Source organism: Paenibacillus sp. PAMC21692 (genome assembly GCF_014303795.1).
Lineage (GTDB): Bacteria > Bacillota > Bacilli > Paenibacillales > Paenibacillaceae > Pristimantibacillus > Pristimantibacillus agaridevorans.
In genome coordinates this window covers 1,469,155-1,495,956 of sequence record NZ_CP060293.1, presented here as the reverse complement: position 1 = coordinate 1,495,956, position 26,802 = coordinate 1,469,155, and the positions used below count along the sequence as shown (strand labels likewise).

Genomic DNA, 26,802 nt, shown 5'->3' with positions numbered 1-26,802 from the left:
ACGCGGCTGACCGCGCAGGTCCCATATCAAGTATTTTGCCCAAAATGTAAACATTATACGTCAAATGCTCCAAAAGTATGCATTCCCTACGGAAAATTGCACTTGACATTTTAGTTAACTAAAGAGAATTACAGCAATTTTATACTGACATTTTATAATATTACCATATCCAAATTGTCAAGTCAATTCATTTCCAACGTTTCAAACAAAAAAACATTGACATTTGATCGAAAATCGGGTATTTCTATTTTTTGGCTCGAAAAATCCGGTATCCCTTGTCTTTGGTCACTTCGACCACTTCCTCGTACAATTGCTCCAGCTTCTCCAGCGCAGATGGGGCCCCTTGCTTTTTCTGAATGACGACCCACAAGCTGCCGCCCTTCTTTAAATAAGCATGTCCTTCTTCAAAAATCCGGTGGACAACCGCCTTGCCGGCACGAATCGGCGGGTTTGTCAAAATGGCGTCGAACTCTCTCTCGGATACGGACTCATAGAGATCGCTTTGCATGATCTGCACATTGCCAATCTCGTTGAGCGCAGCATTCTCCTTCGCAAGTTCTACTGCTCTCTCATTAATATCGACCATCGTTACCGACCCTTGCGGAACTAGTCCTGCCGCGCTAAGCCCGATGGGCCCATAGCCGCAGCCGATATCGAGCACTCGGTCGCTCTCCGACAGTTCCATGGCATCAATCAACACTTTACTGCCGTAATCGACGCCCGTCTTGGAGAACACGCCTGCATCTGTCGTAAACTTCAGCTTACGTCCCCTTAGAAGCGTCTCGACGGTTTGGCGATTATGTTTCGCCTCCGGCGCTTTGGAATAATAGTGATTCGACATGTTCCGCCGCCTCCTTATCCTCATAACTCGGCAACATGCAAGGAACCCCTTGTTACCTCACGGTATCAAGGGGTTCGCCAGCGGGATTTTCGTCAGACGATCATCCCGCTGCAGGTTATCGAGAAGCGATATTACTTAACTTCAACGGCTGCGCCAGCTTCTTCAAGCTTAGCTTTGATACCGTTAGCTTCGTCTTCGCCGATTTTTTCTTTGATAGCTTTAGGAGCGCCATCAACCAGCTCTTTAGCTTCTTTCAGGCCAAGACCCGTGATTTCGCGAACAACTTTGATTACGTTGATCTTCGAAGCGCCAGCGCTTGTCAGGATAACGTCGAATTCTGTTTGAGCAGCAGCTTCAGCAGCGCCGCCGCCAGCTGCTACTGCTACTGGAGCTGCAGCAGTTACGCCGAATTCTTCTTCGATTGCTTTCACGAGATCGTTCAGTTCAAGAACTGTCATACCTTTAATGGCTTCCAAGATTTGCTCTTTAGACATGGTATATACCTCCGAATGGTTTAGTTTTGGTTGTTGTATTGCTAGTTATGATGCCTGACCTGTCAGGCGGCATCGGTCTTGCCGGGGCAGAAACTTTGCTTACGCGCTAGCTTCTTGTTTTTCTCCAACTGCTTTAACCGCAAGCGCGAAGTTGCGCATTGGAGCTTGAAGCACGCTGAGGAGCATGGAGAGCAAGCCTTCGCGGGAAGGAAGCTCTGCAAGCGCCTTGATTTCTTCGGCGCTAACGACTTTACCTTCTACAACGCCGCCTTTTAATTTCAGGGCATCGTTCTTTTTGGCAAAGTCGTTAAGAATTTTGGCCGGAGCAACAGCGTCTTCGCCGCTGAATGCTACTGCCGTAGGACCTGTAAGAATGTCGTTCAGCGACGTCAGTTCTGTACCTTCCGTGGCGCGACGAACGATCGAGTTTTTCAGAACCTGGAAGTCAACGCCCGCTTCGCGGAGTTGCTTACGCAGTTCAGTTACTTGCGCGACGTTCAATCCGCGATAGTCGGCGATAACCGTGCTGGAGCTCGAAGTGAGCTTCGACGCGACAACCGCAACCGCTTCTTGTTTCTCTTGGATGATCTTAGCGTTAGCCAAACTGTACACCTCCCGTTAAATTTTACATGCCGTGATACGATAAATTTCCTTCTCCTTGGGTGCATGAGAAAAGGCCTTCGCAGACACTGCGAAGGCCATGATGTCGTTATCAAGTACATGCGGCAGGCCGCGACTTCATTAACGTATTATCATAACACCTCGGTAGGAAATTAAGTCCTTCCGGACACCTACTGTCTACGGTATGCGTATTCGAATTTAGTGTCGTTTCCTTTTTGCTTAGCGGTAGCTAGCAGTTGATACGCGAGCGCCAGGGCCCATCGTGGAGGAAACGGCGATGTTTTTCAGGTAAACGCCTTTGGCAGCAGCCGGTTTAGCGCGCACCAGAGCGTCGATCAGAGCTTTCAGGTTTTCGTTCAGCTTTTCAGCGTCGAACGATACTTTGCCGATTGGAGCGTGGATTTGACCCGCTTTGTCCAGACGGTACTCGATCTTACCTGCTTTGATTTCTTGAACGGCCTTGGCAACGTCGAACGTTACCGTACCTGCTTTCGGGTTAGGCATGAGGCCCTTACCGCCCAGGATACGACCGAGCTTACCAACTTCAGCCATCATGTCCGGCGTTGCTACGCAGACGTCGAATTCGAACCAGCCTTGTTGGATTTTGTTGATCATGTCTGCGTCGCCGACATAGTCAGCGCCTGCAGCTTCCGCTTCTTTCACTTTTTCGCCTTTTGCGAAAACGAGAACGCGTTTTGTTTTGCCTGTGCCATGCGGAAGTACGACAACGCCGCGTACCGCTTGGTCTTGTTTACGTGGGTCTACGCCCAGACGAACGGCCACTTCGACGGATTCGTCGAACTTGGCAGTTGCCGTTTTCTTTACAAGCTCGATTGCTTCAGCCGGCTCGTAAGTGGCTTCGCTGTCGATCAGCTTGGCTGCTTCTGCATATTTCTTGCCGTGTTTAGCCATTGAAATTGTCCTCCTTTGTGGTTATAACGGAACGGCCTCCTGGGACCGATCCTCCCACCTCGCGAAGCTCATGCTTCGCCAAGCGTCGGTGCCTTCGAAGACACCTTGGGTTTCCCGTCCCGATGGACGTTCCCCCATTAGTCGGCGATGGAGATACCCATGCTGCGGGCAGTACCTTCAACCATACGCATTGCCGCCTCAACAGAAGCTGCGTTCAGATCCTGCATCTTCGTTTCTGCGATTTCGCGAACTTTGTCACGCTTCACAGTTGCGACTTTTTTCTTGTTCGGTTCGCCGGAACCCTTCTCGATACCAGCTGCCACGCGAAGCAATACTGCTGCCGGTGGAGTCTTCGTCTCGAATGTGAAGGAACGGTCCTCGAATACCGTGATCACGACTGGAATAATCAGACCTGCTTGATCCGCCGTGCGAGCGTTGAATTCTTTACAGAACGCCATGATGTTAACGCCTGCTTGACCCAGTGCCGGACCGATTGGAGGAGCCGGATTCGCTTTGCCTGCAGGAACTTGCAGTTTGACCATCTTGATGACCTTTTTTGCCATGATTCACACCTCCTTGCCCTGATATACAAACCCGCGTCAGCGAGTTTGCTCCGGAAACCGGATAATTATATCTTCTCCACCTGAGTGTAATCCAGCTCAAGCGGGGTTTCCCTGCCAAACATGTTGACGTGAACCTTCAGCTTCGCCTTGTCCAGCAAAATTTCTTCTACCGATCCGACAAAGTCCGCAAAAGGACCAACTTTGACGCGAACCGTTTCCTTTAGATCGAATTCGATCTTCGGCTTCGGCTCTTCCATGCCCATGTGTTTCAGAATCTGATCCACTTCGTCAGGCAGCAGAGGAGTCGGCTTGGAACCGGAGCCCGTCGAACCTACAAATCCCGTTACTCCCGGCGTATTGCGAACAACGTACCACGAATCGTCGGTTTGAACCATCTCTACGAGAACGTAGCCAGGGTAGACCTTGCGTTGGACGGTTTTCTTCTTTCCGTCCTTTTCTACCACTTCGTCTTCCATAGGAACGAGCACGCGAAAGATCTTGTCTTCCATGCCCATCGATTCAACCCGGCGCTCCAAGTTGGCTTTCACCTTGTTCTCGTAGCCGGAGTAAGTGTGTACGACATACCATCTTTTTTCCATCACAAATCCACCTTTGGTCCCTTATTAGACAATGAGTTGAACCAATTCAGAGATTCCGATGTCAAGAAGCCAGAAGTAAATCGTCACAGCGACAACTGTCAGCAAGACGACGATGGAATAGCTCGTCAACTCCTTACGACTTGGCCAGCGAACCTTCTTCAGTTCCGCCCAGCTGTCGGCAAAAAAACTAAACGTCGTTCCAAAGCCTTGCTTCAGTTTGGCCAAAAATGTCACGGTTACACCTCCAATGGACTATCTCGTCTCGCGATGAGGAGTCTGCTCGTTACAGAACTTGCAAAACTTCTTCAACTCGATGCGGTCGGGGTGATTACGTTTGTTCTTGGTTGTCGCATAGTTTCTTTGTTTGCAGTTTGTGCATGCCAACGTGATGATTACCCGCATTGAATTACACCTCCCGAACTGCTAAAAAATACGAATCGCGAAACTCTATAGTCAAGTTTATTGATTCCATCGCCAATACTTCGGCCAAACAAAAAAAGAACCCGTTTGCAGGCCTACCTAAACACTTTATCACAAGGGCTATGTCGTGTCAACGCATGCATCCCGTTACTGACTTGCGAAATATTGGCATCGATCTCTGAATTCTATCATTGCGAGTTCAAAAAGTTCGGTTTTCAGCACCGAGAAGATTGAAAGAAGGTAGAAACTGAGGAGCGGAGCGTAGTGGTAGCTACGTGAGCACCTGCAATGTTTCCGAAGGAAACATACTTCGTAAGCATTTGCTTAGTTTCGCCTGAATTCAATATTCGAAGTCGACTATGCCCCGTGGCATACTTCGTGATGGGAAGCGGACTTTTTGAACTATCTCTACACAGTATGACCGAATGCTCCTCCATATAAACCAATGGACTGTCTTCGCCCCCTGAAACGTTGATCAGATGGCCAAGACAGTCCGTTGTCTTAAAACGATGACGACATCCTCGTCCTGCAAGTCCAGTCGTCAAAACGTCCTCTATGCCGGAACCGCGGAGCTATACTCCTCCAAAATCGCGAATCTCCAAATACTTCTCCAGCTTGCGCTTTACTCGCTGAAGCGCGTTGTCTATCGACTTTACGTGACGATCGAGATCAACGGCGATCTCCTGATAGGATCTTCCGTCCAGATACAGCATTAGAACCTTGCGTTCCAAATCGCTCAAAATCTCCGCCATCTTGTCTTCAAGACCGATGAATTCTTCCTGGTTAATGATCAGCTCTTCGGGGTCGGATACGCGAGTGCCGCAAATGACATCAAGCAGCGTTCGGTCGGAATCCTCGTCGTAGATAGGCTTGTCCAGGGAAACGTAGGAGTTGAGGGGGATATGCTTCTGCCTCGTGGCCGTCTTGATCGCGGTAATGATCTGCCTGGTAATGCAGAGCTCAGCGAATGCCTTAAAGCTCGCGAGCTTGTCGCCCTTGAAGTCTCGGATCGCCTTGTACAGGCCGATCATGCCTTCCTGGACGATATCTTCGCGATCGGCTCCGATTAGGAAGTAGGAACGGGCCTTCGCCCGCACAAAGTTCTTATATTTGTTAATCAAATATTCCAACGCAATGCTGTCGCCGTTACGGACCGCCTCTACGATGTCCTCGTCCGTACTGCACTCATATTCGAGCGTACTCCATTCTTTGAGGTCGTAACTCACACACTATCCCTCCGGCCTGCAAGGCGTACACCGCGCTAGATTCAACAGATAGAAACATAGAGTCAGTATACATTATGTAACCTTGCAACGTCAACAGAACCACACCCCGAAACCTATCGTATTTCTAGCAAAAATGTAACAATATGACACGTTGTGGAAAAATGTCCCTGACTGGTAGATAACTTATTCCTCTCCGCGGCGAAGTCGTTCAAGCTTGCTCCAGACGTCGAGGCTGACATTCTCGTCGACCGAGTTGCGGCGAATCGGCTTCGTCTCCCGCTCCCGAATGTTCTGCTCGATCAGCTTCCGGTTCTGATTAATGTCGATCAGCAGCTCCCGGGCAGACAGTCTCAGCGCTCCCTTGCCGAATGCCACATGCTGCTCGACAAGATCCGAAGTCGCCACGTAGATGCTGCGTCTCCTGACCATCAGCTCGCTGCATAGCCGCTCGATGCATTCGTCCGCCGTCTCCTTCTCCTTCGTGTACACGACGGTAAGCTTATGCTGCTTGTATGTGGCTCCGAGTCCGGGTACCTGATGCGCATCGAAGATGACGTAGATCTCCATGCCCGAGAACCCCTGATAGTCGGCCAGCATATCGAGGAGCTTGTCTCGCGCGTCCTCCAGATCCGACTCCTTGAGCTTCTCCAGGACCGGCCACGCCCCGATTATATTGTAGCCGTCGACCAGGAGCACATCATTGGGCCGATTCATCGCTATTGACCCCGTCTCTGCCTGACAACCTCGTACATCAACACGCCTGCCGCTACCGAGGCGTTAAGGGAATTCAAACGGCCTAGCATGGGAAGCTTGACAAGAAAATCGCATTTTTCTTTGATCAAGCGGCCCATGCCCTTGCTCTCGTTGCCGATGACAATCGCAAGCGGCATGTCGAACTTCGATTTGTATACATCCTGAGCGGCCGACACATCCGTGCCAGCTACCCAAACGCCCGCTTCTTTGAGCTTCTCGATGGTCTGGGCGAGGTTCGTCACGCGAGCGACGGCGACGTGCTCCGCGGCGCCCGCCGACGTCTTAAGCACGGTAGCGGTCAAGCTGGCCGAACGGCGCTTCGGAATGACGACGCCGTGCACCCCCGTGCACTCCGCCGTACGCAAAATGGAGCCTAGATTATGCGGGTCCTCGATCTCGTCGAGAACGAGGATAAACGGCGTCTCGCCCTTCTTCTCCGCGATAGCCAGAATATCGTCGACCTCGACATAGTCGAACGCCGCGGCTTGGGCAATTACGCCCTGGTGGGCAACGCCTGCGGCCATGGCGTCCAGCTTGCGCTTGTCCACGAATTGAACAACGATGCCAAGCGCCTTGGCCTCCGCCGTAATGGGTCCCGTCACGCTTTTCTGGGAGCCCTCGGCAATCCATATTTTATTGATCTCGCGTCCCGAACGGAGCGCTTCCAGCACGGGATGTTTCCCGGCGATGATTTCTTCTTCTTGCCCATTATGTTCGGACATGGTAGCCCTCCTTCATTCTTGCCAGTCTATGCCTGCTTTCGCCAATCACCGGACTATTCGTCCTCTCCAAGGGCTACGCGCATCAGCTCGCCGATCCGTTCCATGCGCCCTTCGAAGTACAAATAGCCGAATAAACATTCCAGCGCGGTCGCCTGACGGTAATCGGCCGGGTCCGCATTTTTCGGAGGCGCCCCCGACTTCGTGTTGCGCCCTCGGCGCACCATATCGGCTTCCTCTTCGGTCAGGAGCGGCTGCAGACGCTCCAACTGCAGGCGCTGCGCTTTCGCAGACACCCTCTTAGTCGCCTCTTGATGCAGATGATGCGACTTGTTGTTGGGAAGCGAGATCAGGTATTGCCTCACAAGCAATTCGAAAACGGCATCTCCCATGTACGCCAGTACGACGGGATTGATGAGGCCGCTCTTCTTGCCGGGCGCGTGTATGGCGAGGGGATTGGAGAAGGACGCGGCAGGCGATGCCTTCTCCTCGCCGATTCTCCCCGCCTTCTCAATCGGTTCTTGATTGTTCTCGTTAGGATGCTCCATCATTTGCGCCGCCACCTGATGCCTTGCGGCGTATCCTCAAGGACGATATTCATCTCGTTTAACCGATCCCGAATCTCGTCGGCCCGCGTCCAGTTCTTCGACTTGCGAGCCTCGGTCCTCTCGAGAATCAGAGCTTCTACTTCTTCCGCGAGCGAATCGGCGTCCTCTTGACGCTGGAGCAGGCCGAGCACGCTGTCGAAACGCTCCATCAGCGCGATCAGAGCTTTCAGCCCCGCCACGTTCGCCTCCGGGCGGTTGATGTAGAGATTAGCTTCGCTCACCAGTTCGAACACGGCGGTAATGGCGTCCGGCGTGTTGAAGTCGTCGCCCATCTTCGCCGCGAATTGATCCGCGAGCTGCGCAAGCTTGCCCGCGAGCGCATCATCGACCGGACCAGCCATCCCTTCGGCCGCAAGGCGGTGCTGCAGATTGGCATAGCAGATCGCGATGCGCTCCACGCTGTTTGTCGCTTGCGCAATGGATTCGTCGCTGAAGTTCAACGGACTCCGGTAATGCGTCGACAGCATAAAGTACCGAATCGCTTCCGGCTTGACGCGTTTGACGATCTCTTGAACCGTAATCCCGTTGCCGAGCGACTTCGACATTTTCTCATTGTTGATATGAATGTAGCCGTTATGCATCCAGTAATTAGACAGCGGCTTGCCTGTCAGCGATTCGGACTGGGCCACCTCGCATTCGTGATGCGGGAATTGCAGATCGTGTCCGCCGCCGTGGATATCAAGCGTATCGCCGAGATATTTGCGCGCCATCGCGGAGCATTCGATATGCCAGCCCGGACGGCCCGGCCCCCAAGGGCTATCCCACTTGATCTCGCCGGGCTTGGCGCCTTTCCAGAGCACGAAGTCGCCTTGATGCTCCTTGCGCTCGCCGATCTCGATGCGAATGCCGAATTGGAGCTCGTCGATCTTCTGATGGGACAGCTTGCCGTACTCTTCGAACTTCGCCGTTCGGAAGTAGACATCCCCTTCGCTTGGATACGCGTAACCTTTATCAACCAGACCAGCTATAAAGTCGATGATCTCCGGAATATGGTCCATAACGCGCGGATTAAGCGTCGCCTTTCGCACGCCCAGCGACTCGATGTCCTCGTAAAAGGCCTCTATAAATTTTTCCGCCACATGCGGCACGTCCGTGCCAAGCTGCTCCGCTTTGCGAATCAGCTTGTCGTCGACATCCGTGAAGTTGCTGACGTAATTGACTTCATACCCCGCATACTCCAGATAGCGGCGAACAACGTCGAAAAAAATGACGGGTCTCGCGTTGCCGATATGAATATAGTCATATACCGTTGGTCCGCATACATACATCTTCACTTTGCCCGCTTCCTGCGGAGCAAATGGCTCCTTGGCCTGCTTGAGCGAGTTATAGATGGATATCGTCATACTTTGCTCTTGCCTCCCTCTTGCAATTCCTTCTGCATGGTTTCCTTGACCTCGTTCGCGGGGCGGCCCTGCGCGCCGTTCTCCGCTTTGGCCGGCGCAATTGCCCGAACGGTAGCCGGCGCGCCCTCTCCTGCGGACGTCAGCCGCCCCACTTCATCCTTGAGACCGTTGATCTCGCCCTGCATCGCCCGGAACATCTCGATGACCGGATCGGGCAGCTGCGTATGGTCGAGCCGATCGCCCACCCTTTCTCCGTTCCGTCTGACGACGCGCCCCGGATTGCCTACGACCGTGCAATTATCCGGAACCTCGCGCAGAACGACGGCGTTGGAGCCTATATTGGAATTATCGCCCACGCGGAACGATCCCAATACTTTGGCCCCGGAGCCTATGACGACATTGTTGCCGATCGTGGGATGCCGCTTGCCCTTCTCCTTGCCCGTGCCGCCGAGCGTCACGCCTTGATAGATAACGACGTCGTCCCCTATCTCGCATGTCTCCCCGATCACCACGCCCATGCCATGATCGATAAAGAGCCGCTGTCCGATCGTAGCGCCGGGGTGAATCTCGATCCCGGTAAAGAACCGGCTCGTCTGTGAGATGATTCTGGCCAGCGTGAACCATTTTCTCCGATAGAGGGCATGCGACACACGATGCGCCCAGATGGCATGTACGCCGGAATACGTAAAGATAACTTCGAACCTGCTGCGAGCCGCAGGATCATTTTCGAACACCGTCTTGACATCCGAGCGAAAATGGCGAAACATATCCGTTCCTCCCCCTTCCAAATTGCCTGCCTTCGTCTCTGCGACGCACGGACGGGAGCTTACACTCTTATACCCCATATAAGCTCGACATGCGCAGATTTTCTCTATCAGCGAGGACTTTTTTTGAAACCGACAAAATCGCTTCCAGCTCCATGAGTATGATTTTTCATACTCAACTGCTTCGAATCCAGGGTTCCAGCACCATTGTGTATGATTTTTCATACTCAACTGCTTCGAATCCAGGGTTCCAGCTCCATTGTGTATGATTTTTCATACTCATCCGCCTCGAATCCGGGGTTCCAGCTCCATTGTGTATGATTTTTCATACTCATCTGCTTCGAATCCAGGGTTCCAGCTCCATTGTGTATGAATTTTCATACTCGCATGCCTCGAAGCCACCTTTTCAGCTCGACTGTATATGATTTTTCATACTCATGCGCCATCTCGAATACAAGGGTCCCAGCTCGATTATGTGCATAGTTTCCTGAAAACAAAAAAACCTCCGCAGCATCCTGTGCTGCAGAGGCGTTATGATCGCGGTCCCACTCTGCTTGAACGGGCGTTGTCCGGGGAATATCCGGAAAGCGCGGCCGCTCGTCTCGAAGCCCGTAACGCAGGCAATGCGTTGCCGCCTACCCTGACTGCCTCCGTCCGGACCAATCGTCCGTATTCGCGAGGGGCAGCAGCTCGGAGCAAGGCTCCCAGGTGCATGTTCCGTTCCAGCGGATTAGGCAACTTCCAGCACTGTCCTCTTCCGCGCGCAGCAAATGCAATCACTGCCTACGGATTCTCATGACGGTTGCCCTCTCTGACAATCCACAGATTAACGTACTTCTCCTGATCATAGCCGATAATTAATAATAGTCATAGTATACCGGATCGTCGGGAAAGTGCAAGCAAAGTTATTGCCGCCCCCTCTAACCCAGCCTTTCCTTCAGACGGGCAAGCACCTTCGGCTTGCCGAGAAGCACGATAGACTGGTTGAGATCCGGACCATGCGTCTGACCGGTGATCGCCGCGCGGATCGGCATAAACAGCGCTTTGCCCTTATGCCCCGTATCTTTCTGCACGGTCTTGATCATATCCTTGATGCCATCCGCAGAGAATTCCGCAGCATCGCTCTCGAGCAGCCCCAGGAAAGCCGACAGAACGGCCGGCACCTGTTCTTCCGCCAGCACGGCGGTCGCTTCTTCCTCGTCCGCCACCTCTTCGCGGAAAAACAGCTCCGTCACCGGGACGATGTCAGACGCGCAGCGCAGCTTGTCCTGGTGAAGCGCGACCAGCGCCGTCACCCATTCGCGTCCTTCGCCGTCCAGCGCGTCCGGGATGCAGCCCGCCTTCTTCAGATGAGGCAGGCACAGGTCGACGATACGCTCCAAGTCGGCTTTTTTAATATATTCATTGTTCATCCAGCTTAGCTTCTGCGTATCGAACACGGCCGGGCTCTTGCTCAAGCGGTCGGCGTCGAACGCGTTTACCAGCTCTTCGCGCGTGAACATCTCCTGCTCGCCCTCCGGCGACCAGCCCAGCAGCGCGATGAAATTGAACATCGCCTCCGGCAAGTAGCCAAGGTCGTCATACTGCTCGATGAACTGAATGATGGATTCGTCGCGCTTGCTCAGCTTCTTGCGGCTTTCGTTCACGATCAGCGTCATATGCGCGAAAACCGGCGGCTCCCAGCCGAACGCTTCGTAGATCATAAGCTGGCGGGGCGTATTGGAAATATGGTCCTCGCCGCGCAGAACATGGCTGATCTTCATCAGATGATCGTCGAGCACGACCGCGAAGTTATACGTCGGAATACCGTCCTTCTTGACGATGACGAAGTCGCCCATCTCCGCCGTATCGAACGTGATGGCGCCCTTAACCATATCGTCGAACGTATACGAGCGGCCTTCCGGCACCCGGAAGCGAATGCTCGCGACACGGCCTTCCGCCTCGAACGCCGCCTGCTGCTCCGCTGTCAGATTGCGGTGACGTCCGGAATACCGCGGCGTTTCGCCGCGCGCTTGCTGCTCCTCGCGTTCCTGCTCCAGCTCCTCTTCCGTGCAATAGCAGCGGTAAGCAAGGCCTTTGTCCAGCAGCTCCTGCCAATACTCCCTGTACAGGTCGAGCCGTTCCGTCTGGCGATACGGGCCGTAGCCGCCGCCAACGTCAATGCTTTCGTCCCAATTAATGCCGAGCCACTTCAAGTAGGTAAGCTGGTTCTCTTCTCCGCCCGCCACGTTGCGCTTTACGTCCGTGTCCTCGATCCGGATAATGAATTTGCCGCCCAAATTTCTTGCGAATAAATAATTGAATAAGGCCGTTCTCGCATTGCCAATATGCAGATGCCCCGTCGGCGACGGCGCATATCTTACGCGCACTTCCGTTGTCATGATGAGCCACTCCCCACAATCGTAAATTTAAACGCCTGCCTATACGGCCACCAAACAAACCACCGATTGCGCCGCGATGCCTTCGCCCCGGCCGGCAAAACCAAGCTGCTCCGTCGTTGTCGCCTTCACGTTTACCAGCGATACGTCCGCCTCCAGCGTTCTGGCAATGACCTCCGCCATCTGCGGGATATACGGCAGCATCTTCGGCCGTTGCGCGATAATCGTGGAATCGATATTGCCGAGCTTGAAGCCCCGTTCCTTGGCCATCGCCCAAACGCGCTCCAGGAGCACTACGCTGTCGGCATCCTTAAACGCCTCGTCCGTATCCGGGAAGTGCTTGCCGATATCGCCCAGCCCCAGCGCGCCAAGGATGGCGTCGCTGATCGCATGAAGCAGCACGTCCGCGTCGGAATGGCCGAGCAACCCCTTCTCGTACGGAATCGTCACGCCCCCGATAATACAAGGTCTGCCTTCCGCCAACTGATGGACGTCGAATCCTTGTCCTACTCTAATCATCTCGTTTCTCCTCCATGCGAAGCCCCCGGCTCGCGATCCGGGACGTCCGGCGAACCGCAACTGCCGGACATGTCCTTGCGCCGAGCCAGCAGAAATTCCGCGTACGGCAAATCCTCGGGCGTCGTAATTTTTATATTCGTGTAATCCCCTTCCGTTACCGTCACGGGGTGCCCCAGCCGCTCGACGACCATTGCGTCGTCGGTGCCGAGGAATCCCTCCGCTTCCGCACGCTCATGAGCTTTCACGAGCAGCTCCCGGCGAAACGCCTGCGGCGTCTGAATCGCCCATAAGCCGCGTCGGTCGGGCGTCGCCGTGATCACGCCGACGGCGTCCACCTGCTTGATCGTGTCCTTTACGGGCACGGCCAGCACCGACGCTCCGCTAGCAATCGCGGTCTCGCAGCAGGCAGCGACCGACGCTTCGGTAACGAGCGGCCTTACGCCATCATGCACCATAACCCAATCGCAGTCCTCAAGCGCCCGCAGCCCCCGCAGCACGGAATGTTGGCGCTCCGCACCGCCTTCAAGCACATGCGTCACCTTCGTCAGCCCATACTCGCGGGCCCAGCGACTGCATCTATCGATATCCTCGCCGCCAACAACAAGCGCGATCTCGCGAATAAGGTCCATCCGCTGGAACAGCTCCAGCGTATGGACCAGAATCGGCTTGTCCGCAAGCCGCAAGTATTGCTTGCTTTCGCGCGTTCCCATGCGCGTGCCGCGACCGGCCGCCACAATGACAACGCCCCACTTCTCCGCCATGCCCTCTACCTGCCTTAGCCTTGTATATGAGGTTCAAAAAGTCCGCCAAAACCGAACCTTTCGAACGCTTACCATATGTACGATTATATTCCATGTGCCGTTATGGCACCTTGAATACTATCATACCTTTTTACAACGCTTTTTCCAACAGCTTCGGCTTGGCAAAAATCATTCTTCCCGCTGACGTCTGAAGCACGCTCGTTACAAGCACCTCCATCGTCGTGCCGATGTAGTCGCGTCCGCCCTCCACCACGATCATCGTGCCATCGTCCAGATAAGCGACGCCCTGGCCGTGCTCCTTGCCGTCCTTGATCACTTGAACGATAATTTCCTCACCCGGAAGAACGACCGGCTTGACGGCATTGGCAAGATCGTTAATGTTCAGAACCGACACGCCCTGCAGCTCGCACACCTTATTCAGGTTAAAGTCGTTGGTGACGACCTTGCCGCGCAGAGCCTTCGCGAGCTTGACCAGTTTGCTGTCGACCTCGCCGATCTCCTCGAAGTCCCCTTCGTAGATCAGCACTTTGACGTCGAGCTCCTTCTGAATCTTATTCAGAATATCGAGACCTCTGCGACCCCTGTTGCGTTTGAGCAGATCCGAGGAATCCGCGATATGCTGCAGCTCTTCAAGCACGAATTCAGGAATGACCAGCGTTCCCTCAATGAATCCCGTCTTGCAAATATCCGCGATCCGCCCGTCGATGATGACGCTCGTATCCAGAATTTTGTGCTCTTCGAAGCCCTTCGCTTCAGGCGAGGCAGACACGGGCTTGGGCTTCTCCAGCAGCGCCGCGAAGCCTGCCGCGATCTCCTCCTGCTTTAGCACGCCGATCCGCAGACCGACGAAGCCGAACGCCAGCGCCATGACCGCGGGCAGCAGATTGCCGATACCGCTCAGATCGGCGACGACGGGATACAGCATGACCGCAAGCAGCAAGCCTGCCAGAAGGCCGCCTGTGCCGATGAGCAATTGCCTGATCGGCATGTCCGTTATCGCGTCCACGCCTTTGTGTAAGGATCGAACGATCGGTCCCGCCAGCACCGAAGCCATAATAACGCCAAACACGGCTCCGAGCGCCACATTCATGTAATAAGTGCCGGATTGCAGCATGCCATAGGACGGAGTGGACCATGCGGCCGCGCCGCTCCCCCATCCGTATACTTCGCTGCCGGCCATCGCGCCAAACCATAATCCAATAAGTTGTATCATTCTTCTAATCACCATAATGGTTCACCTCCATTACAATTATGTTCCAATCTTTCGCCCTCTAATCGTCCCCCTGCCCTTTTTCGCCAAAAGTTTCCTGACCTGCGCCCCTTAAGGACGCGCCCCGGATTCAGTCTGCAACTTCTGGCATGTGGAAAACCATGTGCGAGAGCATTATAATGGAAATAGTGACGACTACTATAAGGCGGTGATTTGAGGTGGAATCTATGAATGCTCCAACATTGGATCAATTCCAGCAGCAGGTATCTGAGCTGTTGCTGCGGCATCGCAGCTTGCTTGACGTGATGTCAAAGTTCGGTCAATCCGGCGCGTCGGTAAACCGTGCTGTCAGCAAGGCCGTAACAGACTGCGGCTGTATCGAATTGAATGCGAGGAAGCAGCAGTATTCCGACACACACGAGCTTGAGAATGCCAAGGAAACGTTGCAAAGCCATCTATCGGGAGCGTTGTGCGAACATTGCAACGAAGTGCTGAAGAGCGAGCTGGGTCGCAATTTGTTTTATATGACGGCGCTCTGCAACTTGCTTCAGATCCAGCTGGACGAAGTCGTCGCGGACGAATACGACAAATGCTCGACTCTCGGACTGTTCAACTTGACTTAAGCGGGGTTGTTCAAAAAGTCCGTTTATGATCAATCGCCCAAATGGGCTCGCACAAACGACAATAAGGGCTTGAGGCAACCGCCTCAGCCCTTTTTTCTTCTTCCCGTTTCATTGACGCCCTGATTTCAGAATTTATCCCCCCTTCCGTTCCGCAGCGATGCGGGACTTATACTCCTGCGGCGTGCAGCCCGTCTGTTTTTTAAACAAATTGCTGAAATATTTGGGATCGCTCCCCATCCCCGACATCTCGGCCAGTTCATAAATTTTGTAGTCGCCGGAGCGCGCGATCGCTTCTTTTGCTTTTTCGATGCGCGCCTTGGCTACATACTGCGGAAAGCTCATCTTCATTTCCTTGCGAAACAACTTGCCCAAATAATCGGGATTCATAAACAGCTTATGTTTCGCAAGCCATTGCAAGGACAGCTCCTCCCGCTCCAGATTGTCATGAACGTACCGGGCCATCCGATGGGCCGCCATTTTGCCCCTCGCCGCCGGCGTGCCGTAATACTTATCCAAAATGGAGTGGGCCTCCTCGGAAATATACCTCTCCACTTCCCCCAGCGTCTTCATCTGGAGAATCGGCACCGTATGATTCAAATATTCGTTGGTTGGATTGGGAACGCATTGTTTGTGCAAGATCGCAATCAAGTCGATGCTAATGCCGGTTGTCGTTCCGATAGACAGCCGCAGCTGTCTCAATTTAGAAAATAACGCCGCGAGTTCCTTGTTCAATCCCTCTCTGGACCCGATCCGAATGTGGTCCAATATGCCGGAATAATGATCCAGCTCGGCCGCAGCGAACACCGCGGGCGACTCGGCCTTGTCGACAGATCCCTCCGTCCGCAATGCCGTAATGGAGCGTTCGCCCAAATAATAAGCTTGTTCCATATGCCGCATGGCATCCTCGAAAGCGCGAGGCATGTCCGTCATGGCGCCCTCGCGTCCTATCGACCAAATGAACTTGCTTCCCGCTTCCGATTCGAGGCGTGTTGTCGTGTATTCCATCCGTTCAAGAAGATCCGTCTTGGAATAATTCGCTACGAGCAGTACCATGACCTGGTGAATAACGGCGTAATGCTTTACATGTTTTTCGCCGAGATGTTCGACGATCAGCGGTATGAGCTTCTTCGCTTCCTCGTACCGCAATTCCGTCTCCGTCCTGCATGCCAGCAGGCGCAGCATGCCTTCTCCGTCATGAAGACGAACCTGTTCGAGATAGTCCGCCGTTTCGTCGTCCGTCATCCGGCCGAGCAAATAATCGGACAACAACTTCTCGCGGGCTCTCGGCACTACTTCGGAGAGCATCCGCTCCATTTGCCCTAATGCCTTGCGCTCGCGCGATTCTACATCCAGTTCATTGACAATGTCCGTCAATACCTTCTTAATATCATGCTCATCGCATGGCTTGAGAATATAATGTTTGACGCCGTGCTTCATGGCTTGGCTGGCGAACCGGAATTCCCCGTACCCCGACAATACCACGAACTTCATATCGGGAAACCGCTCCTTGGCTTGCTTGATCAGCTCCAGCCCGTCCATGCGGGGCATCTTGATATCCGTAATGACGATATCGGGCCTCAGCTGCTCCATCTCTTCCAGCGCTGCCGCTCCATCCTTCAGGCAGCCCGCCAGCTCCAGCCCCATGCCCTGCCAATCCACCAGGGAAGCGATGCCTTCGCGTATAATCCTCTCGTCGTCGACCACCATTACTCGATATGACTCGTTAGTCATGTGCTATCACCTCGTAGCGATTAATCATCGAAGCAGACGAATCCGGTTCATGCGTGTACGGCACTGCGATTGTAATCGATGTTCCCTGGCCCGGCTCGCTTGCGATCGACAAGCCGAACCCGGAGCCGTACAACAGCCGCAGCCGGTCATGAATACTCTTAAGCCCAACTCCGGTACCTTCCGCTTTAATTTCTCCCCGCTCGAGCTTCTCCAAGTAACGAGGATCCATTCCGCCACCCGTATCGCGAACGACAATGTCCAGCCGATCCGGTCGCTCCTCTGCGAAGACAACGATCCGGCAGGGCTCCGTAGAAGTCTCTACCGCATATTTGACGCTATTCTCCACGATCGGCTGAAGAATGCCGCATGGCATATAGAGCAGACGCAGACGCTCGTCGATCTCGATGCGAAAGTCGAGCCTCTCTTCGAACCTGAACCTCTGAATATAAATATACTGCTCGAGGTGGTCGGCTTCCTCGCCTATCGTAATGTAAGGCTTTTCGGTTATGGAGTGCCTGAGGAGCTTGCCGAGCGCCTTTACCATGCCCGAAATTTGAAGCTGACCGTTCATTCGCGCCAGCCAGTTGATCGACTCCAGCGTATTGTACAGAAAATGCGGATTGATTTGCGATTTCAGCCTCTCATACTCCGCGTTGCGCAGCATAAGCTGCTTAATATAGTTTTCTTTGATCAGCTCATTTAGCCGATCGACCATGCGGTCGAACGATAAGCTGAGCAATGTAATTTCATTGCGTTGGTTGGAAACCTCCAGCCGATCGAGCTCCAGATTCCCTTTCTCGACGACGGCCATTTTATCAATGAGCTTCCCGATCGGCTTCGTAATATACCTCGATACCCGCAAACCTGCCGCAAGTATGGCAAGCAGCAGCAACGCATATAATCCAAGCAGCAACAGCTGCATTTTTTCGATCTCCATAAATAACGTTCCATAGGGAACTAATTGGGTAAACGTCCATCCCGTGTAATCCAGCGTAAACTGCGCCTCCAAATATTTGCTGCCCTCGATCGTGATGACCTTATAGGAGCCGGTGTCGGTGTCGATTTCCGCGTCTTTGTCGCCAAGCCGATAAGCCAACTGCTCCGGTACTATGGCATGGGGACTGGCGAACAGCAATTGATTATCGGAGGAGATCATCAGCTTCGTATCGTAATAATTCGCCTCTTCCGGACTTGAATATACGATGTTATCCGCGTGCGCCCGCAAGACGAGTGTGCCTAGCGGGTCCATGCTATAATCGCTAACCTCGCGGATCTCCCTCAGCGATTGGAAATATCCCTCCTTGCCGCCGACCCATACGCTCGCTCCCTTAAATTCGGCCGCCTTCCCGACCACTTGCGCTATCTCCTCCCCGTTCATCGGATTCGTATGCAGTCCAGAGGTATGATGCGTGCCATTGCTATCGATAATGACGATAGAAGCTACCGCATAATCGAATATTTGGTAAGAAAGCAGCCTGCGCTTGAGACTGTTCGAGGCGCTGTAAGCTTCATATGTGCCCGGTTCGGTTTTGATCGTAAGCAGATAGGATTGAATATGGGGATCTGACATGATGGATAAGGACAGCCGATCGATATTTTCAAGCTTCTCCTCGATTCGTAGCGAAAAAAGATGGAATTTCTCCGAAGATTCGCGATAGATCAGATCATTGTACTGTGAGCGAGAGAACTGGACGAACAAATAACCAAGGACGCTTGTGGTCAATGCCGCCATCACGATAAAGAGAATCAGTTTTCGCTCGAGCTTCATTTGTTTCATCCATACTCCCCCTCGCCACTAATTATATCAGCCGACTGCAACGACGATAAGATCGACGCTTCAAGCGCCGATCTTATCATCCGTCCTGCCCTGTTATTGCGCCTGCTCCCGCAAGCAGCTGTTTTCATTCCCGTTTCCGTTCCCGCTCCCGTTCCCGAAAAACGTATGACAGCTGTCGAGATCCCGAATCAAATCCGCCGGATCCTCCAGCCCCACATTAAACCGAATGAGCGTAACCGGCTTTTCCTCCGTGCTCTGCTCGGCAGCCCCGACTACAAGCACCAGGCTTTCATAACCGCCAAAGCTGAGACCGATCCGGAAATAGACGAGTTGATCAATCCATTGTTTCGCTTTCTCCAGCGGTTGCTCCAATTCGATCGACAGAAGGCTGCCCCAGCCGGTCATCTGCCGCTTTGCCAATTCGTGCTGGGGATGCTCGGGCAGCCCGGGGAAATTGACTTTGCGTATGCAGGATAGCGTGCCGAAATATTCGGCAATCTTCATCGCCGTATCGCCCAGCCGTGCCATCCTTAGCGGCAATGTCCGCAATCCTCTCATCATCAAGGAAGCCGTATGCGGAGTCATGATGCCCCCAAGAAGCTGATGATCCACCTGAGAGAGCCGCTCAATCCACGAAGAGCTGCCGATTACCGCTCCACCCAGCACATCGCTGTGGCCGCTCACGTATTTGGTCAGCGAATGCACAACCAGATCGATGCCGATATCTAGAGGATGCTGATGACAAGGCGACGCCCATGTATTGTCGATAATGGTTTCCAGTCCGCATTCGCGAGCAAGCCCGACGCAAGCTTGCAAATCCTGCAGTTGAAAGTAATAGCTGGTCGGACTTTCCAAATACAGAGCCCTCGTATTGCTCTGTACCGCCTGCCGAATGGCTTCTATCGAGGCGCCGTCCACATAAGTCACTTCTACTTGATAGCGGGACAGAAAGCTGTCCATAAACTCCCGGGTGCCGAAATACACTTGACTGACGCAAATCACATGATCGCCTGCGCTTACGCGCGACAGAATCGCTGCCGAAATAGCCGCCATCCCCGAGGCGAAACATTGCGCGCGCTCCCCGTGCTCCAGAGCCGCAAGCCGCTTCTCCAGCTCCATAACGGTCGGATTGCCCATGCGGCTGTACTTGTAGCCATGCCCCGGATGATCGCTGCTCGCATAAGTGAACAGCGTATTCTGGTAGATCGGGTACACGACGGCTCCCTGATGCCGTTCATCATGCTCGTCATGCGCGACCAGCGTATAGGGCATCGGATCGGAATCTAGGCCGAACGGATGGTTTCGACTACCCATTTGATTCGCTCCCTGTCTATGTCATGCGATAACGAACAGTCCGCGCCGACAATAAGTCCTTGCGTTCCCGCCTCGGCTACTAATTGTTTGGCAAATTGCTCAACCTCCGAGCGAGTGCCGCTGTGCAGAACGCCTGACTTCGTATTGTCGAAGCCGCCTAGAACGGCATGATCGCCCAAGTACTCCCTTCCCTCGCGAATGCCGAGCCCTTCGACGTAGATCGCCCAGTTGACCGCTTTGGCAGGATATTCCCTCCAATTATCCAATCTGTTGCGCACGCCCGCCCAGCCGCACATATGAAGGAGGTTGTTCGGACTGAAGCCGTTCGCGCGATCGAGCACGTATCTGTCGCTCGGCATAATCAGGTTGCGATACTCCCCTTCCGAGAACCGATCCATCTCGCCGCCTTGCAAGCAATAATAGATGCCTGTGCAGCCTGCCTCCGCAATGAGCCGTTCCGCCAGCGCCGCTTGATCCTCGGCTATTACGGTAAGCGCGTACAGGACGGCTTCCGGATCTTCCTTGAGATGTTTCATGACCAACTCGTCGGACGTCGCGAACCGGATGCAGGAGAAGGGGGCGAACAGGCTGTAGAAGGTGCAGCATTCCCCGTTCACGCCTTCCGTAATAAGCCGCGCCCGCTCCACTTGCTCCGTGATATAAGGATGATCCGCGCTCAGCGGCTTTATCTTCCTCCAATCGGCCGCTTCCTTGATTTCGACGGCTAGCGGGAATTGGAAATATCCATCGCACATGATTTTAATGAAATCGATGTCGGTCTCCCTGTAGTAGTTCAGATGGGCGTCGACACAAGCTTGCCCCATTCCTTCCTCTTCGTTGAAATGAAACCAGAACCCTACCGGCGGATAATCAACCGCCTCCTGATTAAGCGTACGCAGCATTCTTGTTATTTTGTCCATTTCTTCTGCTCCTCTCCCTCTGCTCACTTCTGCAAGATTCGTTCGATTGCCGTCAACTCGTCAGCCTCAATGCTAAGTCGATCCAAAGCGCCTACATTGTCTTCGATTTGCTCTACTTTACTAGCCCCGATCAAAACGGAGGCTACCTGCTTCTGCCTGAGCACCCACGCCAGCGCAAGCTGGGCAAGCGATTGTCCGCGCTGCCTGGCGATCTCGTTTAACTCGCGAAGTTTCTCCAGCTTCTCTGCCGTAACGTCTCCCGACTTCAAGAACGGACTGTTCGCGCTCGCCGCGCGCGAATCGTCAGGGATGCCGCCCAGATAACGATTCGTCAATAAACCTTGCGCGAGCGGACTAAACGCGATGCAGCCCGCCCCTCCTTCGTCAAGCACATCCAGCAACTCGTCTTCGACCCAGCGGTTGAACATGGAATACGTCGCTTGATGGATCAATAGGGGGATGCCCAGCCGTTTCAGAATGCCTATCGCTTCCCGCGTCTGTTCCGCGCTGTAATTGGAGATGCCCACGTACAACGCCTTGCCTTCCCGCACGATCTGCGCCAGCGCGCCCATTGTCTCTTCCAGCGGCGTATTCGGATCAGGCCGATGCGAGTAGAAAATATCGACATAATCCAGCCGCATTCGCTTCAGGCTTTGATCGAGACTGGCGATCAGGTTTTTGCGGGAGCCCCACTCTCCGTAGGGTCCGGGCCACATATAATATCCGGCTTTCGTCGAGACGATCATCTCATCCCGGTAAGCCTTCAGTTCCCGTGTAATGACGGTTCCGAACGTCTCTTCGGCAGAGCCAGGCGACGGCCCGTAATTATTGGCCAGATCAAAGTGGGTAATGCCGAGATCGAAGGCTCGAAGCATCATTGCCTTCGCGTTCGTATAGACGTCCACATCCCCGAAATTATGCCACATCCCGAGCGAGACAGCGGGAAGCTTCAAGCCCGAAACCCCGCATCGATTGTAGGTCATCTGTTCATAACGTTGCGCTTGCGCCTGATAATGGCTCATGGTCTGTCCCTCCATTCTTTTTACCCTTTGAGTCCCGTCGTGCTGATTCCGTCAACGATGTAGCGTTGGAAGAGAAAGAAGACGACGACGATCGGTATAATCGATAACACGGACATCGCAAACATCGCTCCCCAATCCGTCTTCATCGTCGGATCGGAAAAATTTTTGATCGCCAGCGATACGGTTGCCAGCTTAGGTGAATTCAAGTAGAGCAACGGGCTAAAGAAATCGTCCCAGGTCCAATAAAACTTGAATATCGCGGTCGTGATAAGCGGCGGCGTCAGCAGCGGCAGGATGACCATGGCGAATGTTCGATATTTGCCGCATCCGTCAATGACCGCCGCCTCGTCCAGCTCCTTCGGAATCCCTCTCATAAACTGAATAATCAGAAATATGAAGAAAGCTCCTCCGAAAAACGACGGCACGATGAGTGGAAGAAAGGTATTGATCCAGCCTATTTTGTGAAACAAAATATATTGGGGAATCATTAGCACTTCAGCCGGAAGCATCATCGTCAACATCATGCATGCGAACCAAAACGGCGCGAACTTGAAGCGGATTCTGGCAAAACCGTAGGCCACCAGCGCGGAGGATATTACCGTCCCCAGAACCGATAAAATCGTTATGATAAACGAGTTTTTAAAAAATACGGAAAACGAAATGCCGGCAAACCCTTTAAACCCCGTCACATAGTTATCGAAGCTCCACTCGCTTGGAATTAACTGATGCGAATTGACGAAAATCTCGGTCGTATCCTTGAGCGAACTCGACAGCATCCATAACATGGGATACAGCATGACGAGCGCAAATGCCGTAACCGCCAGATGAAAAATCCCACTTCGGAGCAGGCGTATTGTCCTCACAGACGTTCCCATGTCTTAGTCCCCCTTCGACTCGTAATGCACCCAATGCCTGGACGTCGTGAACACTATCGCCGTGAAAGCCGCGATAACCATCAGCAGAATCCAGGCCATCGCCGAGCCATAACCCATCTCGTAATACCTGAACGACTTCTCGTACAAATACAGCACGTAGAACAACGTTTTGTCGAAGGGTCCCCCTCCGGTTACGATCATTCCTTCGGTAAACACTTTAAATCCGTTAATGATGCCCATGATCAAGTTGAACAGAAGCACGGGAGTCAGCAGCGGCAACGTTATCGACTTAAAACGTTGGAAGGAACCGGCCCCGTCTACTTCGGAAGCCTCGTATAACTCCTTGGGCACTTGCTTCAATCCTGCGAGGAAGATCAGCATGGCGGAACCGAATTGCCATACCGACAACAGGATCAACGAAGGCAGCGCCGTGGACGGATGCGTGATCCACGATATTTTGTCGGTGATGCCGAAGGCGCTCTCAAGAAATGAGTTGAGCGCTCCGTTAAGACCGAACAGATGGCGCCACATCACCGCAACCGCCACGCTACCTCCAATAAGCGTAGGCAAATAATAAGCGGAACGGAAAAACCCGAGAAATCGGAGCTTCTGATTCAGAACCATCGCCACGATCAGCGCAAAGACGAGACGCAAGGGGATGGCAACGAATACGAAGAGAAGCGTCGCCTTCACCGACAGCCAGTACCGGCTGTCTTCCGTAAACATCGCTTTGAAGTTGTTCATTCCTACCCATTCGGGCGGGGATAAAATATCGTAGCGCGTAAAGGCGAGAAACAAGGACGCTCCGATGGGAATGATTGAAAAGACAAGAAATCCGAACAGCCAGGGGAATATGAAGAGATATCCTGCCGTATTGTCGGAAGACCATATGGATTTGTTGCCAACTCCGCGCATGCTCTTGTCACCTCCTGGCTGTGGAATCGTTACTTGGCTTTCGCCAAAGCCGCATTCGCTTCCGTTCTAAATTTGGCCGCGCCTTCTGCAGGCGTAATTCGCTCGTAAAAAATTTCCGAAGCTACGTTGGTAAAGATTTTCCCGACCTCCGAGCCGGCAACCGGCGCAGGCGGATCTATCTCGGAGGAATGCTGCTCGACCACTTGGAGATATGCCGACACTCGCTTCTGAGTCTCCGAGAACGTGGCTTGCATCTCCTGCACCAGATTCGGATGATACGGCATGCCGAAGTAAGCGTTTAGCGATTTGGCGGCGTCGATGTTGTTTGTAAAAAATTCGATGAACATGGCCGCTTCTTTCGGATGTTCGGAACCCGACCACACCCCGTGGAAGAAGGACGGTTTCATATACATGCCTTTGCCGTCGCCGGAGCCCGGATACATCGCCATCCCTAGCTCTTTGCCGAGTTGAGTCTCCATAATGTCGGCGTGATTGCTCCAGTAGGAATAGCCGCCAAAGGCGGATTCGCCTTTCGGAAACGGTCCATCTTCCAAACCTCGAATTTCCAGTTCAACGCTGATAGGGCTGATCATTTCTTCCTTCTGCCATCTAAGCTGCTGCTCCATAAACTCAACAAACAATTGATCGTCCTCATAACCTAACGTCTTCTGGTCGGCTGCGTACAGCTTCTGCCCGTGCTGCCTCAACCAGACTTCAAAGTGTTCGCGGGCCAGATGGGTATCTCCGTACAAACCAAGCTTATCCTTTACGGCACGCAGATCGGCTTCGTATTGCTCCCATGTATAGTCCGGTTCGGGTGGATTTACGCCGGCTTCCGCGAGCTTGTCGGGATCGTAGAACATAACAAGCGCGTTGTTGCCGATGTTAATGCCGTAAGTGACGCCGTCGATCATGCCGCCCTTCATATTAACTTCGGCAACGCCCTCCATATTGATGGTTTGATCGGAGATGTAATCGTCAAGCGGCGTCAGCAGCCCTTTATTGACATAGTTTTTAATTTGCGCGTAGTCCACCCGGATAATGTCCGGCAAGCTGTTGGATGCAGCCTGTACATTGATTTTGTCGTTGTAGGCGTCTCCGGCGTAATATTCGGCTTCGATCTTGATGTGAGGATACGCTTTCTCGAACAGTTCGATCACAGCATTGTTTTTGTCTACGGTTAGCTGCGAGCCTGCCCAATAAGACATTCTAAGCGTTACGTCCTTAGGCGCCTTGTCCGTTTGGTTCGAACCGTTGTTCGTCGAAGGCGACCCTGGATTTCCATTACTGCCTTGCGAGCAGCCTGCCAACGTCATTGTCAGCGATATGGCGAGCAGACCGATAACCTTCATTGCTTTCCTCAAGACTATCCCCTCCCAAATAATGTTTGCAGATGGCGCTTTACCCTGTTCTCAACTTGTCTGCTCCCTAATTGTAACCGCTTGCTGTTTTTCGAATAACCGAAAAAGCAGAGACTTTAGGTAGAATTTTCAGTGTTGCGTCAAGCGTACGATATTAAGATCCCACAAAGCTCCGTTATGCAAGGGTTGTCCTTCTAACGGACAGGAGCGTCGCTATTCTGCCTATGGACGCTAATCAGGGTTACTTTCCGATTCATCGGCGTTTTTAACGCCTACAGTTGCTCGTTCGCCTACTTTTTGGAGCCATAAGCGTTACTAACGACTATGCATGCCAATCAGAGTTACTTTCCGGTCCGTCGGCGTTTTTAACGCCTATAGCTGCTCGTTCTCCTACTTTTGGGAGCCATAAGCGTTACTACCGCCTATGGACGCTAATCAGAGTTACTTTCCGGTCCATCGGCGTTTTTAACGCCTACAGTTGCTCGTTCGCCTACTTTTTGGAGCCATAAGCGTTACTAACGACTATGCACCGCTATTCAGAGTTACTCTCCGGTCCATCGGCGTTTTTAACGCCTACAGCTGCTCGTTCGCCTACTTTTTGGAGCCATAAGGCGTTACTACCGCCTATGGACGATAATCAGAGCTACAATTGATCATCGCGGTATCCACATTCTAAATTGTTGCATCATTTTTTATACATCAAAAAACCGTGCATACGAATATGCACGGTTTGTTTTTGCAGCAGGCTAAGCCGGCTTCTCGGATTTCGCCGCTTCTTCCTCTTCCTTTAACTTGCGGCGCTTGCGCAGCTTCGGTAGTCTGCGATCAACGTTTTTTTTTAGGCCGTAGAGCGCGTACAGCAAGAGAGGAACGAACAAAATCTTGGACAGCTGGCTCTCGAACAACAAGCCGAGCGCCACGGACACGACAACGACGATCGGCACGAGCCAGACAGCGCTCCGCGGAATGCCGACCTTCTTGAAGTTCGGGTACCGAATGGTGCTGACCATCAGGCAGGACAATAAGACGGTGCTTCCCAGCAGGACGCCTACCGGAATATCGTCCTTAAACAGCGCCAATGTGGCGAGCACGCCGCCGGCAGCCGGTATCGGGAGGCCGATAAAGTAACCCGCCGAGCTTGTAATGACATTGAATCTTGCGAGGCGGAGCGCCCCGCATATGGGGAAGATGGCAGTCACGGTCCAAGCAAGCGCCGGACTGAGATCTTGAAATGCAACGACATACATAATAAAGGCAGGCGCCACTCCGAAGGAGATGACATCGGATAAGGAGTCGAGCTCCTTGCCGAACTCGCTCTGCGCGTTGAGAGCACGTGCTACCCGGCCGTCCACGCCGTCAAGCAGCATGGCGATCAGCACCATCATGGCCGCCATTTGCGGCTTTTCGTTGAAAACCATAAGGATGGCTATTACGCCAAGAAACAAATTACCAACCGTGAGAAGGCTCGGTATCGACTTTAAGATCATCTATTCCACCTCTTCTCTACTATGCCCCACGACTAAGCCTATTCGC

The 26,802-nt window shown here is 53.2% G+C and carries 28 protein-coding genes and 1 other annotated feature; of the genes, 1 reads left to right on the top strand and 27 read right to left on the bottom strand.

Going from position 1 to position 26,802, the window contains the following annotated elements; genetic code table 11:
• Positions 1-244: 244 nt before the first annotated feature.
• The 18 genes from H7F31_RS05985 to H7F31_RS05900 all read right to left on the bottom strand — a co-directional run bounded on the left by H7F31_RS05985 (position 245) and on the right by H7F31_RS05900 (position 14,749).
• Positions 245-841: a class I SAM-dependent methyltransferase gene (locus tag H7F31_RS05985; protein ID WP_187103418.1), complete on the bottom strand. Its 597-nt coding sequence runs from the start codon at positions 839-841 to the stop codon at positions 245-247.
• Positions 842-972: 131 nt separating this feature from the next.
• Positions 973-1,335: a 50S ribosomal protein L7/L12 gene (gene rplL / locus H7F31_RS05980; RefSeq protein WP_187103417.1), complete on the bottom strand. Its 363-nt coding sequence runs from the start codon at positions 1,333-1,335 to the stop codon at positions 973-975.
• Positions 1,336-1,434: 99 nt separating this feature from the next.
• Positions 1,435-1,938, bottom strand: coding sequence for a 50S ribosomal protein L10 (gene rplJ, locus H7F31_RS05975; RefSeq protein WP_187103416.1), 504 nt, complete (start codon positions 1,936-1,938; stop codon positions 1,435-1,437).
• Positions 1,939-1,995: 57 nt separating this feature from the next.
• Positions 1,996-2,157 (bottom strand) — a sequence feature (ribosomal protein L10 leader region).
• A gap of 18 nt (positions 2,158-2,175) precedes the next feature.
• Positions 2,176-2,868, bottom strand: a complete 693-nt coding sequence (gene rplA / locus H7F31_RS05970) for a 50S ribosomal protein L1 (RefSeq protein ID WP_087570296.1) — start codon at positions 2,866-2,868, stop codon at positions 2,176-2,178.
• 137 nt (positions 2,869-3,005) lie between these two features.
• Positions 3,006-3,431 carry a 50S ribosomal protein L11 gene (gene rplK, locus H7F31_RS05965; RefSeq protein ID WP_087570295.1) on the bottom strand — a complete coding sequence of 142 codons (426 nt, stop codon included), beginning with the start codon at positions 3,429-3,431 and terminating at the stop codon, positions 3,006-3,008.
• Positions 3,432-3,496: 65 nt separating this feature from the next.
• A complete protein-coding gene (gene nusG, locus H7F31_RS05960; RefSeq protein ID WP_087570294.1) occupies positions 3,497-4,030 on the bottom strand; it encodes a transcription termination/antitermination protein NusG in 534 nt (177 codons plus the stop codon).
• 24 nt (positions 4,031-4,054) lie between these two features.
• Complete coding sequence (gene secE / locus H7F31_RS05955) at positions 4,055-4,264, bottom strand: preprotein translocase subunit SecE (protein WP_087570293.1); 210 nt, start codon at positions 4,262-4,264, stop codon at positions 4,055-4,057.
• A gap of 18 nt (positions 4,265-4,282) precedes the next feature.
• Positions 4,283-4,432 carry a 50S ribosomal protein L33 gene (gene rpmG / locus H7F31_RS05950; protein WP_082967189.1) on the bottom strand — a complete coding sequence of 50 codons (150 nt, stop codon included), beginning with the start codon at positions 4,430-4,432 and terminating at the stop codon, positions 4,283-4,285.
• 590 nt (positions 4,433-5,022) lie between these two features.
• Positions 5,023-5,676: an RNA polymerase sporulation sigma factor SigH gene (gene sigH, locus H7F31_RS05945; protein ID WP_087570292.1), complete on the bottom strand. Its 654-nt coding sequence runs from the start codon at positions 5,674-5,676 to the stop codon at positions 5,023-5,025.
• 183 nt (positions 5,677-5,859) lie between these two features.
• Complete coding sequence (locus H7F31_RS05940) at positions 5,860-6,390, bottom strand: NYN domain-containing protein (protein WP_087570291.1); 531 nt, start codon at positions 6,388-6,390, stop codon at positions 5,860-5,862.
• Positions 6,391-6,392: 2 nt separating this feature from the next.
• Positions 6,393-7,151 (bottom strand): 23S rRNA (guanosine(2251)-2'-O)-methyltransferase RlmB, encoded by a 759-nt coding sequence (rlmB, locus tag H7F31_RS05935; RefSeq protein ID WP_087570290.1) that lies wholly within the window; start codon positions 7,149-7,151, stop codon positions 6,393-6,395.
• A gap of 53 nt (positions 7,152-7,204) precedes the next feature.
• Positions 7,205-7,699 (bottom strand): Mini-ribonuclease 3, encoded by a 495-nt coding sequence (locus tag H7F31_RS05930; protein ID WP_397373948.1) that lies wholly within the window; start codon positions 7,697-7,699, stop codon positions 7,205-7,207.
• Entirely contained in the window at positions 7,696-9,099 is a 1,404-nt protein-coding gene (gene cysS, locus H7F31_RS05925; protein WP_187103415.1) for a cysteine--tRNA ligase, read from the bottom strand. The genes H7F31_RS05930 and cysS overlap by 4 nt, the downstream gene beginning before the upstream one ends.
• Positions 9,096-9,866 carry a serine O-acetyltransferase gene (gene cysE / locus H7F31_RS05920; protein ID WP_187103414.1) on the bottom strand — a complete coding sequence of 257 codons (771 nt, stop codon included), beginning with the start codon at positions 9,864-9,866 and terminating at the stop codon, positions 9,096-9,098. The genes cysS and cysE overlap by 4 nt, the downstream gene beginning before the upstream one ends.
• 917 nt (positions 9,867-10,783) lie before the next feature.
• Complete coding sequence (gene gltX / locus H7F31_RS05915; RefSeq protein WP_187103413.1) at positions 10,784-12,244, bottom strand: glutamate--tRNA ligase; 1,461 nt, start codon at positions 12,242-12,244, stop codon at positions 10,784-10,786.
• A gap of 39 nt (positions 12,245-12,283) precedes the next feature.
• The gene (gene ispF, locus H7F31_RS05910) at positions 12,284-12,760 is read right to left on the bottom strand and encodes a 2-C-methyl-D-erythritol 2,4-cyclodiphosphate synthase (protein WP_087570286.1); all 477 of its coding nucleotides are present in this window, start codon (positions 12,758-12,760) and stop codon (positions 12,284-12,286) included.
• The gene (ispD, locus tag H7F31_RS05905; RefSeq protein ID WP_187103412.1) at positions 12,757-13,521 is read right to left on the bottom strand and encodes a 2-C-methyl-D-erythritol 4-phosphate cytidylyltransferase; all 765 of its coding nucleotides are present in this window, start codon (positions 13,519-13,521) and stop codon (positions 12,757-12,759) included. The genes ispF and ispD overlap by 4 nt, the downstream gene beginning before the upstream one ends.
• 130 nt (positions 13,522-13,651) lie before the next feature.
• Positions 13,652-14,749: a PIN/TRAM domain-containing protein gene (locus H7F31_RS05900; RefSeq protein WP_087570284.1), complete on the bottom strand. Its 1,098-nt coding sequence runs from the start codon at positions 14,747-14,749 to the stop codon at positions 13,652-13,654.
• Between the two features lie 209 nt (positions 14,750-14,958).
• Between H7F31_RS05900 and H7F31_RS05895 the strand changes: the two genes are divergently transcribed.
• Positions 14,959-15,354 carry a nucleoside triphosphate pyrophosphohydrolase family protein gene (locus H7F31_RS05895; RefSeq protein WP_087570283.1) on the top strand — a complete coding sequence of 132 codons (396 nt, stop codon included), beginning with the start codon at positions 14,959-14,961 and terminating at the stop codon, positions 15,352-15,354.
• A gap of 132 nt (positions 15,355-15,486) precedes the next feature.
• Here the strand turns inward: H7F31_RS05895 and H7F31_RS05890 are convergent, their stop codons facing one another.
• From H7F31_RS05890 to pssA, 9 genes are all read right to left on the bottom strand, one after another.
• A complete protein-coding gene (locus H7F31_RS05890) occupies positions 15,487-17,085 on the bottom strand; it encodes a response regulator (protein WP_187103411.1) in 1,599 nt (532 codons plus the stop codon).
• The gene (locus H7F31_RS05885) at positions 17,078-18,862 is read right to left on the bottom strand and encodes a sensor histidine kinase (RefSeq protein WP_187103410.1); all 1,785 of its coding nucleotides are present in this window, start codon (positions 18,860-18,862) and stop codon (positions 17,078-17,080) included. The genes H7F31_RS05890 and H7F31_RS05885 overlap by 8 nt, the downstream gene beginning before the upstream one ends.
• A gap of 93 nt (positions 18,863-18,955) precedes the next feature.
• Complete coding sequence (locus H7F31_RS05880) at positions 18,956-20,176, bottom strand: trans-sulfuration enzyme family protein (RefSeq protein ID WP_187103409.1); 1,221 nt, start codon at positions 20,174-20,176, stop codon at positions 18,956-18,958.
• Complete coding sequence (locus H7F31_RS05875) at positions 20,146-21,096, bottom strand: uroporphyrinogen decarboxylase family protein (RefSeq protein WP_187103408.1); 951 nt, start codon at positions 21,094-21,096, stop codon at positions 20,146-20,148. Before H7F31_RS05875 ends, H7F31_RS05880 begins: the two co-directional genes overlap by 31 nt.
• Positions 21,097-21,119: 23 nt before the next feature.
• A complete protein-coding gene (gene mgrA / locus H7F31_RS05870) occupies positions 21,120-22,118 on the bottom strand; it encodes an L-glyceraldehyde 3-phosphate reductase (protein ID WP_187103407.1) in 999 nt (332 codons plus the stop codon).
• 20 nt (positions 22,119-22,138) lie between these two features.
• Entirely contained in the window at positions 22,139-22,993 is an 855-nt protein-coding gene (locus H7F31_RS05865) for a carbohydrate ABC transporter permease (RefSeq protein WP_187103406.1), read from the bottom strand.
• A gap of 3 nt (positions 22,994-22,996) precedes the next feature.
• The gene (locus tag H7F31_RS05860) at positions 22,997-23,908 is read right to left on the bottom strand and encodes a carbohydrate ABC transporter permease (RefSeq protein WP_187103405.1); all 912 of its coding nucleotides are present in this window, start codon (positions 23,906-23,908) and stop codon (positions 22,997-22,999) included.
• A 29-nt stretch (positions 23,909-23,937) separates the two neighbouring features.
• Positions 23,938-25,272, bottom strand: coding sequence for an ABC transporter substrate-binding protein (locus H7F31_RS05855; RefSeq protein ID WP_187103404.1), 1,335 nt, complete (start codon positions 25,270-25,272; stop codon positions 23,938-23,940).
• 743 nt (positions 25,273-26,015) lie between these two features.
• Positions 26,016-26,756 (bottom strand): CDP-diacylglycerol--serine O-phosphatidyltransferase, encoded by a 741-nt coding sequence (pssA, locus tag H7F31_RS05850; RefSeq protein WP_087570275.1) that lies wholly within the window; start codon positions 26,754-26,756, stop codon positions 26,016-26,018.
• Positions 26,757-26,802: the final 46 nt, after the last annotated feature.

Bases quoted from the DNA above. Each gene is read 5' to 3' on its own strand.
- H7F31_RS05985 (WP_187103418.1), bottom strand. From the start codon at position 841: ATGTCGAATCACTATTATTCCAAAGCGCCGGAGGCGAAACATAATCGC.
- rplL (WP_187103417.1), bottom strand. From the start codon at position 1,335: ATGTCTAAAGAGCAAATCTTGGAAGCCATTAAAGGTATGACAGTTCTT.
- rplA (WP_087570296.1), bottom strand. From the start codon at position 2,868: ATGGCTAAACACGGCAAGAAATATGCAGAAGCAGCCAAGCTGATCGAC.
- rplK (WP_087570295.1), bottom strand. From the start codon at position 3,431: ATGGCAAAAAAGGTCATCAAGATGGTCAAACTGCAAGTTCCTGCAGGC.
- nusG (WP_087570294.1), bottom strand. From the start codon at position 4,030: ATGGAAAAAAGATGGTATGTCGTACACACTTACTCCGGCTACGAGAAC.
- rpmG (WP_082967189.1), bottom strand. From the start codon at position 4,432: ATGCGGGTAATCATCACGTTGGCATGCACAAACTGCAAACAAAGAAAC.
- H7F31_RS05940 (WP_087570291.1), bottom strand. From the start codon at position 6,390: ATGAATCGGCCCAATGATGTGCTCCTGGTCGACGGCTACAATATAATC.
- rlmB (WP_087570290.1), bottom strand. From the start codon at position 7,151: ATGTCCGAACATAATGGGCAAGAAGAAGAAATCATCGCCGGGAAACAT.
- H7F31_RS05930 (WP_397373948.1), bottom strand. From the start codon at position 7,699: ATGATGGAGCATCCTAACGAGAACAATCAAGAACCGATTGAGAAGGCG.
- cysS (WP_187103415.1), bottom strand. From the start codon at position 9,099: ATGACGATATCCATCTATAACTCGCTCAAGCAGGCCAAGGAGCCATTT.
- cysE (WP_187103414.1), bottom strand. From the start codon at position 9,866: ATGTTTCGCCATTTTCGCTCGGATGTCAAGACGGTGTTCGAAAATGAT.
- gltX (WP_187103413.1), bottom strand. From the start codon at position 12,244: ATGACAACGGAAGTGCGCGTAAGATATGCGCCGTCGCCGACGGGGCAT.
- ispF (WP_087570286.1), bottom strand. From the start codon at position 12,760: ATGATTAGAGTAGGACAAGGATTCGACGTCCATCAGTTGGCGGAAGGC.
- ispD (WP_187103412.1), bottom strand. From the start codon at position 13,521: ATGGCGGAGAAGTGGGGCGTTGTCATTGTGGCGGCCGGTCGCGGCACG.
- H7F31_RS05900 (WP_087570284.1), bottom strand. From the start codon at position 14,749: ATGGTGATTAGAAGAATGATACAACTTATTGGATTATGGTTTGGCGCG.
- H7F31_RS05895 (WP_087570283.1), top strand. From the start codon at position 14,959: ATGAATGCTCCAACATTGGATCAATTCCAGCAGCAGGTATCTGAGCTG.
- H7F31_RS05890 (WP_187103411.1), bottom strand. From the start codon at position 17,085: ATGACTAACGAGTCATATCGAGTAATGGTGGTCGACGACGAGAGGATT.
- H7F31_RS05885 (WP_187103410.1), bottom strand. From the start codon at position 18,862: ATGAAACAAATGAAGCTCGAGCGAAAACTGATTCTCTTTATCGTGATG.
- H7F31_RS05880 (WP_187103409.1), bottom strand. From the start codon at position 20,176: ATGGGTAGTCGAAACCATCCGTTCGGCCTAGATTCCGATCCGATGCCC.
- H7F31_RS05875 (WP_187103408.1), bottom strand. From the start codon at position 21,096: ATGGACAAAATAACAAGAATGCTGCGTACGCTTAATCAGGAGGCGGTT.
- mgrA (WP_187103407.1), bottom strand. From the start codon at position 22,118: ATGAGCCATTATCAGGCGCAAGCGCAACGTTATGAACAGATGACCTAC.
- H7F31_RS05865 (WP_187103406.1), bottom strand. From the start codon at position 22,993: ATGGGAACGTCTGTGAGGACAATACGCCTGCTCCGAAGTGGGATTTTT.
- H7F31_RS05860 (WP_187103405.1), bottom strand. From the start codon at position 23,908: ATGCGCGGAGTTGGCAACAAATCCATATGGTCTTCCGACAATACGGCA.
- pssA (WP_087570275.1), bottom strand. From the start codon at position 26,756: ATGATCTTAAAGTCGATACCGAGCCTTCTCACGGTTGGTAATTTGTTT.